We start from the raw sequence: 12410 nt of genomic DNA on the forward strand, positions 1-12410 counted from the left end.
CCCCATGCAACAGCCCACGTCTCCTCGACCCACGCTGCGCGTGTCCGATGACCGGAGCTTCGTCGAAGCCGAGGCCTCCCTGGAGAAGTCCGGCCGCGTGGAAGAGCTGATCCGCCTGTACGAGGGCCGCGCTCGCGACGTCGCCGCCGACGAGGCCGTGCGCCTGTTGTGCCGCGCCGCGGAGCTGGCTCATGACCGGCAGCGCAACGCGCCTCGCGCCGAGGAACTCCTCAAGCGCGCGATGCTGGTGGCGAAGGATCCGCTGCCCGCGCTGCGAGGCCTCAAGCGGCTGCACGAGTCGCGGCAGGACGCCGCGGCGCTCGCGGATGTGCTGGAGCGACTGGGCAGCTCCACGCAGGGCGAGGAGAGCGCCGGCCACTACCTGAAGGCCGCGGACCTCTACGAGCAGAAGCTCTTCCGCCGCGACAGGGCGGTGCTGTGCCTGCAGCGCGCGGCCCGCGCGAAGTCCGACCGGGCCATCTTCCGACGCGTGCGCCAGTTGCTGTTGTCCGAGGAGCGCTTCCAGACGGCCTTCGAGGCCCTGGAGCGAGAGCGCGAGGCGCTGGGCGACGCGGGCATGGCCGAGGAGTACGCGGCGCTGGCGGAGCGACTGGTGGATGATCCCACCGAGCACGAGCTGGCGCAGGGGGTGCTGGATGTCGCCCGGACGCTGGAGCCGCAGAACGCGCGCGTGGAGAAGGCCACCCGGGCGCTGCAGCGCTTCGAGCAGACGTGGCGGGACCGTGTGCGGATGCTGCGCAGCATGTCGCTGGAGGAGCGCGACAGGAAGAGCGCGGCAAGGCTGTCGTTGCTCGTGGCGAAGCTGTTCGCCTGGTACGACCCGACCGCCGCCGGCAAGGTGAAGGAGGCGTTGGACCGCTGCTTCCTGCTGTGGCCGGGCATGCCCGAGGGGCTGTCGCTCATCGAGAAGATGGCCGCGCGCTCAGGCGGCGATTTCGCGGCGGCGATTGCTCAGATTGAAGCCATGGCGGGCGAGGTGAAGGACCGCGCCGCGCAGGTCGACCTGTGGCTGCGCGTGGGCACGCTGCGTCTGGGACGGCTGAACGACGCGCCGGGTGCGCTCGGCGCCTTCGAGCGGGCCGTGGCGGCGGACCCATCGCGCGCGGACGCGGCGAGCCTCACGGCGGAGCAGTTGCTGGAGGGGGGCAGGGCGGCGGACGCGGTGGTGGTGCTGGAGCGCTACCTGACCACGGTGAAGGACAAGTCGAACCAGGCCGCGATGCGGCTGCGCCTGGCGGAGCTGTGCCTGACGCAGCTGAAGGACAGCGCCGCGGCGCGCACGCACCTGGAGGCGGCGCTCAAGCTGGACCCCACGCATGCGCTGGCGGCCTTCCAACTGGCGCGGCTGTTGGCGGAGGACGAGGAGCTGGAGGCCGTGGTTCCGCTGTTGGACCTGGCGCTCCTGGCGCCGCGTCCCCGGTCGGAGCGGGTGGCCTTCTGCGAGGCGCTCGCCCTGATGTTCGAGGAGAAGGAAGACGCGCGAGGCGCCTTCGAGGTGCTGTCGCGCGCGCTGGAGTTGGACCCCGCGCGTCCGCTGCTGCTCGGCTCGGTGGTGGAGCACGCGGAGAAGGCCAACGCGAGGCCCGCGCTGGCCCTGGCGCTCCAGCGCGCGGCGCAGGCGGCCCCGGTGGTGGAAGTGGCCGCGACGCTGTGGCGACACCTGGCGCAGTTGCTCCAGGGCCCGCTGGCGGACCCGGTGCGCGCGGAGGCCGCGTGGCGCGAGGTGCTGGCGCGGCTGCCCGGTGACGAGGTCGCCGCGGAAGCGGTGAAGTCACTGCAGGCGGTCGCGGCGCTCGCTGACGACCCGAAGGCCCGGCTGGAGGCGGAGGTGACGCGGCGTGAGGCCGCTGGCGCCGCGCCCGAGGAGCTGGAGCCGCTGGTGCGCGAGTGGACGCAGCTGGCGCCCGACGAGGTGAGCGCCGTGCAGCGGCTGCAGGCGTTGTGCGTGGCGCTGTCGCGCTTCGACGAAGCGGCGGCGCTCGCGGGGCGGCTGGCCTCGCTCGCGGAGACGCAGCTCGAGCGCAACGAGTGGACGGCGCGTCAGGCGAAGCTGTACGCGGAGCGACTGGGGCGCCAGGAGGACGCGGCGGACCTGTTCCTGGGGCTGTTGTCGGAGAACGTGTCCACCGGCGTGGTGGTGGGGGGCCTGGAGCGACTGGCCGCGGCGGGGGTGCGGACGCAGGAAGTCACCGAGGCCCTGGCGGCGCACTATGGGCGCGCCGGTGACCACCAGCGACAGGTGGCGGCGCTCCAGCAGCAGCTCGAGGCCACCACGGAACCGACGGCGCGCAAGCGCCTCTTCTCGCTGCTGGCGAGCATCCACGAGAAGCAGCTGGCGGACAGCCGCGCGGCCTTCGACACCCGGGTGCGCGTGCTGCGCGAGGACCCGAGGGATGAGCCCACGCGCGCCGAGGCCCTGCGTCTGGCGCGGGACTTGTCCGCGCACGCGGAGCTGGGGCGCGTGCTGCGCACGCTGGCGACGGAGTCGGAAGACCCCACGGTGGCGCTGTCGCTGCTCACCGAAGCGGCGGGGCTCACGGAGGAGGGCGGGCTGGTGGCGGATGCCATCTCCGCGCTCGAGGCGGCGGTGGAGCGGGCGCCGGAGTCGGGCCCGGTGCTCCAGCGGCTCGTGCGGTTGTACGGGCGCGCGGGGCGCTCCGCGGATGCCGAGGAGCTGCTGCGCAAGCGCATCCACGGCGCGCGTGGGCCGGAGCGATTGGAGTTGCTGCTCCAGCTCGTGGACCTGAACGTGGAGCTGGGCCGTCCGGCGCAGGCCGCCGAGGCGCTCCAGTCCTCGCTCTCGCATGGCGCCGAGGAAGGCCGGCACCTGCCGCGCCTGGCGGAGCTGTACGAGAAGGCGGGCCGTACGCGCGAGCTGGGCGACACGCTGGCCCGGATGATTGGCCTGGCGGAGTCGTCCGGTGAGACGGACAAGGCGTCGCGGCTGAAGCTGCGGCGCGCGCAGCTGCTGCAGGGCACGCAGGACGGCAGCGCCGAAGCGGTGCAGAGCTACGCGGACATCCTGCTCCAACGTCCCTCGGACCCGGACGCGCTCGCGGCGCTGGAGGCGATGTTGGCCTCGGGGCCCGCGCGGGAGGCGGCGGCGCGCGTATTGGTGCCCGCGCTCGAGCGGACCAAGGACCACCGCAAGCTGGTGGCCACGCTGGACGTGCTGGCGGAAGTGGCGAAGGACGACGCGGCGCGCGTGCAGGTGCTGCGGCAGGCCGCGCAGGTGCATCTGGCGCATCTGCGGCAGCCGGAGCTGGCGTTCGCGGCGCTGGCACGGGCCCTGCGGCTGGCGCCGGGCGACGCCGGGTTGCGCTCCACGGCGCGTCAGGCGGCGGAGGACGCGGACTCGGTGGACAGCTACGCGGAGATCATCGCGGAGCTGGCGGAGGAGGGCGACGTGGGCCCCGCGCGCGGAGCGCTGCTGCGCGAGCTGGCGGAGGTGCAGGAGAAGAAGCTCGACGACAAGGCGGGGGCGGTGAAGGCCCTGCGTGCGTTGCTGGCCCTGGAGCCGGGCAACCTGGACAGCCTGCGCGCCTTGCAGCGGCTGCACCGCGCGGGCGAGGAGTGGGCCGCGCTGGCCGAGGTGCTCGAGAAGCTGGCCGCCGCGTCGCCGGAGCCCGCCGAGCAGCTCGCGTTCCTGCGTGAGGCCGCGCTGCTCCACGAGACGCGTCTGTCGGACCTGGAGAGCGCGTCGGAGGCGTGGCGCGCCATCGCGGAGCGCGACTCGGCGAGCCGTGAGGCCGCCGCGACGCTGGACCGGCTCTATACGGAGCTGGAGCGTCACCAGGACCTGGCGTGGGCGCTGGCGCTGCGCCGCAACCAGGAAGGACAGAGCCCGCAGGGGCGAGAGGTCTCCTTCCGCCTGGCGGAGCTGCAGCGCACGGTGCTGGATGACCCGAACGCGGCGCTGGGACTCTACAAGCGCATCCTCGCCGAGGACTCTGGTCACCCGGGCTCGCGCGCCGCGCTCGAGACGTGGGTGAAGGCGGCGGTGCCCGCCAGTGGCGCCGCGCTGGAGGTGTTGGACCCAGTGCTCGCGCAGGTGGGGGACCATGCCCGCCGCGTGGCGCTGCGCGAGGCTCGAATGGAGTCGGCGCTCACGGTGGAGAAGATTCTCCTGTCCGGTGAAGTGCGCCGCATCTACGAGCGCGACATGCGGCAGCCGTCGCTGGCCTTCATGTCGGCGGTGAAGTCCTTCGCGCAGGGGCTGGACCGGGACGGCGTGCGTCCCGACCTGGAGCGCCTGGGGCGCGAGACGGGCTCGCACGAAGTGCTCGCGGAGATCTACGAGTCCGCGGCGGTGGAGCTCACGGAGGGAGACCCGGCGGCCTTGGAGCTGCTGCGTCGTGCCGCGGAGCTGCGCGAGTCGTTGGACCAGCCCGAGGAGGCCGCGCGCCTCTGGAAGAACCTGCTCGCGGACGCGCCGCAGGACCGCCAGGCGTTGGAGGCCCTGTCCCGGCTGTATGAGAAGGGGCAGAACGCGAAGAGCCTCTCCGAGGTCTACACCCGTCAAGCCCAGCTCTCCCAGGACGTGGAGGAGCGCGTCGGTCTGCTGCTCAAGGCGGGCGAGGCCTATGCCAACGCGGGTGAGGACGCGAAGGCCGTCGAGACCTATCGCTCCGCGCTCTCGCTGAGGCGGGTGTCCGAGGGACTGCTCGCGCTGGAGAAGCTGTACGCGAAGGCACGGCGGTTCGTGGAGCAGGCGGACGTGCTGGATCAGCTCGCGGATGGCGCCGCGGACGACGCCGCGCGACGGGGCTGGCTGCTGAAGCGGGCGCAATTGCTCGAGAAGGAAGTGGGCCCCACGGAGGCGTTGCCGGTGTATCGCCGGTTGCTGGAACTGGCGCCTGGGGACGGGCAGGTGGTGGCGGGCCTGGAGCGCTTGATGGCGCACGACGGGCCCCGCGTGGAGGCGGCGCGCCTGTTGGAGCCCGTCTATCGCGGCCTGAACGACACGCGAAAGCTGGTGGAGGTCCTGGAGGTGTTGTTGCACGGCATCGCGCCGGAGCGGCGGCTGGAGCACATCCAGGAGATCGCCACCCTGCGCGAGGCGCTGGGGCAGACCTCGCTCGCGTTCGTCGCGCGGCTGCGGGCCTTCAATGAGTTCCCGCAGGAGACCTCGGTGCGCGACGAGCTGGAGAGGCTGGCGGCCGACTCTGGTTCGTTCGAGGAAGTCGCTGGCGCCTACGAGGACCAGCTTGAGCGCGACACGCAGGAGCCGCTCGCGGGTGACCTGTGGCGGCGTCTGGCGACGCTCTACGACAACCGGCTCAAGCGTTACGACCTGGCGGTCCGGGCGCTGGAGGAAGTGAGCCGGAGGGACCCGAAGAACAAGGGGGTGCTGGAGTCCATCGCGCGCGTGCATCGCCGCACCGGCGCGCACCGGGAGCTGGCGCTCGTCATGCGGCGTCAGGTGGCGGCGGAGCCGAGCGAGGCATCGCAGATCAATCTCCTGTTCGAGCTGGCGCACCTCGCCGAGGAGACGCTGGCGGACAAGGCGCTTTCGGCGCAGGCGTACCGCGAGGTGCTCGTCCTTCGGCCGGAGAACACGAACGCGCTCAAGCTGCTGGGCCGCGTGCTGGCGGAGATGGAGCGCTGGCCGGAGCTGGCGCAGCACATCGAGCGGGAAATCCAGCTCGCGGACGCGCGTGGCGCGCAGGAAGAAGCGTCGGACCTGCGCGTTCGCCTGGGGCGCCTGAAGTTCTCGCGTCTGGATGACCCGCGCGGTGCCCTGGAGCTATACCAGTCGGTGCTGGCGCGCAGGGCGGGACATGCGGGCGCCGTCGGTGCGCTGGAGGAGATGGCCCGCTCGGAGAGTCCGCTGCGTGGCGCGGCCGCCAGCGCGCTGGAGCCCGTCTTCGTCGCGGTGGGCAACCATCTGAAGCAGGTGGAGATGCTGGAGTCCCGCGTGTCGGCGGAGGCGGTGCCGCAGGAGCGGGCCGCGCTCTTGCGTCGCATCGCGGAGATGTATGCCGGCCCGCTGGAGAACGCGGAGATGGGCTTCCTGGCGGCGACGCGTGCGCTGCGCGAGCTGCCGGATGACCTGCGCTCGCTGGAGCTGTGCGCGTCGCTGGTGGACCGGGCCGAGGCTCCCGAGGAGCTGGGCTCGGTCATCATGGAAGTGGCGCCCAAGGCGGGAGACGCCGCGCGGGCCGAGCTGTACCGCTCGCTGGCTCGACTGCAGACGGACCTGGGCGAGCCTTCCGAGGCGCTGACGTCCTGGAAGCGCGTGCTGGAGCTGCGTCCCACCGACACCGAGGCGCTGGATGGCACGGTCCGCCTGGTGGCTTCGCAGGGCAAGCCCACGGAGCTGTTGGAGGTGCTGCGCCGTCAGCTCGCCGTGGCCGAGGAGCCGGCGCGCCGCGCGGCGGTGCTCTTCCAGATTGGTCATCTGCAGGAGGAGCAGCTCCACGACGCGCTCGGTGCGCTGGCGACGTTCCGGCGCCTGCTGGAACTCAAGCCGGATGACATGGCCGCGCTGGAGCGGATGGAGGCCCTCTGCCAGAAGCAGGAGCGCTGGCCGGAGCTGGCGGACGTGCTGGCGCGTCGCATCGCGCTGATGCCTCTCGAGACGGGGCTGGAGCTGAAGTTCCGGCTGGCCATGGTGCGCGAGACGCGGCTGTTGGACCGGACGGGCGCGCTGGCGTTGTACGGCGAGGTGCTGGCGGTGCAGCCCAACCATCCTGGCGCGGTCGGCCGGATGGAAAGCCTGGTGTCTCGCGAGCCGCAGAACCTGCTGGCGGTGGAGACGCTGCTGCGGGCGTTCCGCGCGAGCGGAGACGTGCCTCGACTGGCGCAGGTCATCGAAGCGCGCGTGGGTGTGTCCACGGACGCGTTCGAGCGCAAGGCGCTGCTGGGCGAGCTGGCCACGCTGCGCGAGTCGCAGGGCGAGGTGGAGCTGACGTTCCTGGCCCTCTTCCGCGCCTTCAAGGAGGACCCGAACGACGGTGAGGTTCGCCGGCGCTTGGAGAATGCGACGGACGGCTCGGACAGCTACGACGAGCTGGTCGCCGCATACGAGGAAGCGCTGCCTCGCGTGGCCGAAGCCGCCGACGCGGCGCAGGTCTGCCTGAAGCTGGGCCAGTTGCTGGAGACGAAGCTGCGCGACTCGGACCGCGCCGTTTCCTATTACGAGCGGGCGCGCACGCTGCATGCGGCGGTTCAGGGGCGGGCGCTGGTCGCGCTGGACCGCCTGTACCTGGAGCTGCAGGCGTGGCCGGAGCTGGCGGGCATCCTGGAGGCGCTGGTCTCCGGGGCCACCGAGCAGGTGGAGCGCGTGGGCTACCTCTTCCGCCTGGGTCAGCTCTACCAGGAGCGGCTGGACAGTCCGGACCGTGCGGCGGGGGCCTACGAAGCCATCCTCAAGGTGGAGCCGGGGCACATGGCCTCCGCGCGCCTGTTGGAGGGCATCTACGAGGCCGCATCGGCGTCGGAGAAGCTCTACGCCATCCTCAAGCTGCAGGCCGACAAGGTCGTGGGCGCGGAGAGGGACCGCGTCGTCTCGAAGATGGCGCAGGTGTCCGCCGAGGGGCTCTCGGACCTGGGCGGCTCCATCGAGCTGTACCGCGAGCTGCTGGCGAAGAACGCGCGCAACGACCAGGCCTTCACCGCGCTGGAGTCGCTCTACGAGCGCGCGGACCGGCCGCAGGACCTGCGCGAGCTGCTCGAGGGGCGTCTGGCGATGACGCTGGACCCTCGCGAGGTGGTGCGCCTCAACGAGCGGCTGGGTCGTGTGGTGTATCGGCTGCTCAAGAAGCCCGAAGCGGCCGTGCCGTACTTCAAGGCGGCGCTGGACCGTGACGCGCGCAACCGCGCGGTGCTGGACACGCTGCGGGAGCTGTACGACGAGACGGAGCAGCGCGAGGAACTCGTCGGCGTGCTGCGCCGGCTCATCCCCCTGCAGGAGAACAGCGAGGGTGTGAAGGCGCTGCGCCTGCGCCTGGCGGAAGTGCTGGCCGGCATGGGCCGCCGCGAGGAGGCGCTGGACGCCGCCCGCCGCGCGCTGGAGGTGGAGCCTCACCAGGTGCAGGAACTCGTCCGGGTCCACGCGCTCTTCGTCACCCTGCGCGCATGGAACGACGCGGTGCGCGCGCTGGAGCTGAAGGTGCAGGTGCACCTGGGCACCGAAGAGCGTGAGGCCGCGGTCGCCACGTACTTCGAGGTGGCGGACCTGTGGTCCGGGCAGGGCGGCAAGCCCGAGCAGTCCTCAAGCGCCCTGGAGAAGGTGCTGGAGCTGGACCCGTCGAACCGCACGGCCTACGAGCGGGTGTGCGAGCTGTACCGCACGTACAACGACTGGCGCGCGTATGCGACGGCGGTCGACCGTTACATGCCCCACTTCGTCACGGCCGAAGAGAAGATGGCGGCGCTGCGCGAGCTGGCGCGGGTGCAGGAAGAGCGGCTGGGGCAGAAGGACGTGGCCTTCCTGGCGCTGTGTCGCGCGCTGCAGCTCGATGCCTCCGACGACACGTTGCGCGAGGAAGTGGAGCGCCTGGCGGACGAGACGGGCAGTCACGAGGAGCTGGCCGCCGTCTACGAGGAAGTGGCGGACGAGCTTCCTCGCGGTCCGTTGGCGGAGCGGCTGTACGCCACGCTCGCGCGTGTCCACGACACGCGGCTGGATGATCCGCAGGCGGCGGAGGGCGCGTTCCGGAAGATTCTCGAGTTCGACCCGACCAACGCCACCGCGCTGGACGGACTGGCCGCCGTCTTCCATCGACGGGGCCACGAGCGCGAGTACGTGGTGGCGCTGGAGCAGAAGCTCGAGGCCGCTGGCTCCATCGAGCAGCGCAAGGGCATCCTGCGAGAGATTGCTCGCGTCTGGGACGAGAAGCTGGAGGACCCGACCGAGGCCGCCAGCGCGCTCCTGCGGGCCCTGGAGCTGGAGCCGGACGCGGAGACGCTCGGGGTGCTCACCGCGCTGTACCGGAGGCAGCGCTCGTGGCGCGATGTGGCCATGACGCTCTTGCGTGCGCGTGATTTGGCGGACACCGCCGAGGAGCGCGCGCGCATCCAGGTGGAGGTCGCGGGTGTCTTCGAGCGAGACCTCTCCGATGACGACTCCGCCGTCGCCGCCTACCGGCAGGCGCTGGAGCTGGACCCGGTCAACCGCGAGGCGCTGGAGTCACTGGAGCGGCTGCACACCAAGCTGGACCAGCCCGCGGACCTGCTCGCCATCTACGAGCGCATGCTGGAGCTGAGCGAGGACTGGCGCGAGAAGGTCCGCGTCCTCTTCCGCAGCGCCAGCATCTGGGAGGACAAGTACCAGAACCCGGCCAATGCGGACGTGTGCGTGGAGGGCGTGCTCTCCATCGACCCGCAGAACGTCCAGGCCATCAAGGTGCTCATCCGCCTGCGACGGGCCCAGGCTCGCTGGGAAGACCTCATCACCGCCTACGAGCGGCAGCTCTCCCTGGCCGTCAGCCCGCAGGAACAGGCGGAGCTGTACGTGGACATCGGCAACGTCCAGTACCAGCAGCTCAAGGTGGTGGACCGGGCCGTCAACAGCTACCACTCGGCGCTCGCGGCGGACCCCGAGAGTCGTCCCGCGTTGCACGCGCTCGGCAACCTGTACGAGCGCAGCGGCAACTGGCCCTTCGCGCTGGAGATGCTCCAGAAGGAAGCGGAGCTCGCGGGCCAGACGAAGGACGCGGTGGAGCTGTTCTACCGTTTGGGGAAGATCAACGAGGACATGCTGATGGACTCGGGCAGCGCCCGGAGTGCCTATCAGCAGGCCATCGCCATCGACGCGGGCCATCTGCCCAGCATCCGCGCCCTCAAGGGCATCCAGGAGCAGGAGAAGGACTGGAGCGGCTACGAGCAGACGCTGCGTCAGGAGGCGGAGCAGACGGAGGATCCGGCCGCCAAGGGTCGGGCGCTCCTCGATGTGGCTCGCTACCACGCGGAGACGCGCGAGGACCGCGAGACGGCCACGGGCTACTGGGAAGAGGCGCTCAAGCACATCCCGGACAGCATCGAGGCCGCGAGGCCGCTGGCGGACGTCTACATCGCCCATGAGGAGTGGGCCATGGCCGAGCGGATGCTCGACATCGTCACGCGCAAGCTGTCGGAAAAGGCCATGGTGGAGAAGGACGCGGCCACGGCGGCGGACCTGTGCCGGCAGCTCTACCGACTGGGCTACGTGGCGGAGAAGCTGGGGCGGCGCGACAAGGCCCTGAGCTGCTACGAGACGGCGTACGAGCGCGACGCGACGTACCTCCCCGCACTGGAGGGCTACGGCAACCTGCTGGTGCAGACGCGCCGCTACGAGGGCGCGCTCAAGGTGTTCCAGACCATCCTCATCCACCACCGTGAGGAACTCACGGACCTGGAGGTGGTGGAGGTCTACTGGCAGCTCGGTGACATCCACGCCGCGCTTGGCCAGGCGGACCGCGCGCAGAACCACTTCGAGAAGGCGCTCGCCATCGACCCGGGCCACGAGCCCACGCTGCGCGCGCTCGTCGTGCTGATGGACAAGGCGGGCCAGTACGAGAAGTCCGCCGACCTGCGCCAGCAGCTCGTTGGCGTGCTGGAGGATGAGGCCAAGGCGAAGGTGTACCTGGACCTGGGCCGCATCTCCCGCGACGAGCTGCATGACCCGTACATGGCCATCGATGCCTTCACGGGCGCGCTCAAGGTCCAGCCGGATGCGCTGGAGGTGATGGACCAGCTCTATGTGCTCCTGCGCGAGACGCGTCAGGGCCAGAAGGCCGCGGATGTGCTGGCGCGGATGCTGGCGCTGCCCGCGCTCGCGTCGGAGCCCCACAAGGCCAAGCGCGTGTGGTTCGCGTTGGGCGAATTGCGCCGCGATGACTTGAAGGACGTGGAGGGTGCGACCCAGGCGTTCAACGCGGCCCTGGACCTGGACCCGCGCTTCGTCGAGGCGTTCAGCTCCCTGGAGGCGATGCTCGGCGGTGCCCGCCAGTGGAAGCCGCTGGAAGAGAACTACACGAAGATGCTCGGCCGGCTGCCGAAGACGCCGGAGACGCACGTGGCGCGCATGGCGCTGTGGCGCGCGCTGGGCGACCTGTACCACCAGGTGCTCAAGCATCCGGAGGGCGCGGTGGCGGCCTATGGCGTGGCCGCCAAGGGGCTCCCGGACGACGCGGCGGTGCAGGAGGCCTTCGCGGAGCTCGCGGGCAACATGCCCGGCAAGGAAGAAGAGGCCATCGCAGCGCTTCGTCGGGCGCTGCCTCACACGACGGACCCTCGCAAGATATGCGGACAGCTCGTCCGGCTGGCGGCGCTGCGCAAGGACTACGACGTGGCCTGGCTCGCGGCGCAGGCCGCGTCGGGCCTCCTGGGTGAAGCAGGGGAGGACGAGAAGGAGATCCTCTCCAAGCTGGGGCCGTACGCGAAGAAGAAGGAAGTGGCGCAGCGTCCGGTGGACGACCAGCTGTGGCACACGCACCTGTTCCACCCGAAGTCGCGTGGACCGCTCGCGGAGCTGCTCGGCCTGCTCTTCGCCAAGGCGGGGCACCTGTACGCGGTGCCCTTCACGCAGTACCAGCTCGTGCCGAAGAAGCACCGCATCGACGTGGCCAGCGCGCAGGAGTACCACGTGCACCACTACCGGTACGTGGCGCGCCTGTTGGGCATGGAGGGCGTGGAGCTGTACTCGCCCTTCCTCGTGGCGACGCGCGAGCGCATGGCCAAGCGCTCCAACGAGCCTGCTCCGGAGCCGCTGGTCAACGTGGAACTCCTGCAGACGCACCCGCCCTGTGTCCGCGTGGGTGGCAAGTACTTCGCGGAGCAGGGCCAGAAAGAGGTGTACTACCTCCTCGGCCGCGCCCTGGCGTTGGCGCGTCCGGAGCTGGCCTTCGCGCAGTACGTGCCCGCGGAGCGCTTGGAGGCCATCCTCCAGGCCGCCCTCAACATGGTGGTGGGCAATGTGCGTGTCGCCGAGTCCCTCCACGGCGTGGAGATGGAGCGACGGGCCCTGGAAAAGGTCCTCACGGACGTGGACCGCGCGGCGCTCGCCAAGGCGGCTCGGGCCTGGCTGCCCACCGCGACACCGCAGTCCGTGCGCCAGTTCCTGGAGGGCGCGGAGCTCACCGCGGCGCGCGCGGGCCTCTTCGTCGCCGGAGAGATGGAGCCGGTGCGCAGGTTGGTCCAGGGGGAGACGGGGTCCTCGTTCCGGGTGGCGCCCCGCAACAAGCTCAAGGAGTTGCTCGTCTTCGCCACGTCCGAAGAGCTACATCACCTCCGTGTGGCTGTTGGCACACACGTGGAGGTGCAGGTTCGTCGATAGCGGGGTAGAACCCTGGGAAGGGTTCACGCGTTGATGAGCGACCGGGCGGTCAAGGCACTGATCCTTGACCCCTCCGGTGGCCACTTCTACGATTCCGACGGGATTTCTCCCGTCATTTCCGAGGCTTGCG

General features: G+C 71.0%; 1 protein-coding gene. It reads left to right on the plus strand.

The annotated features are described in order from the left end of the window. Positions 1-4 precede the first annotated feature (4 nt). Positions 5-12280 carry a tetratricopeptide repeat protein gene (locus HR086_RS14050; protein WP_174465890.1) on the plus strand — a complete coding sequence of 4092 codons (12276 nt, stop codon included), beginning with the start codon at positions 5-7 and terminating at the stop codon, positions 12278-12280. The last annotated feature ends 130 nt before the right edge of the window (positions 12281-12410 follow it).

This window comes from Myxococcus sp. CA039A, from assembly GCF_013336645.1.
GTDB classification, from domain to species: domain Bacteria; phylum Myxococcota; class Myxococcia; order Myxococcales; family Myxococcaceae; genus Myxococcus; species Myxococcus llanfairpwllgwyngyllgogerychwyrndrobwllllantysiliogogogochensis.

What these genes read in the sequence shown, in the direction of transcription:
- HR086_RS14050 (WP_174465890.1), top strand. Translation starts at nt 5, where the DNA reads ATGCAACAGCCCACGTCTCCTCGACCCACGCTGCGCGTGTCCGATGAC.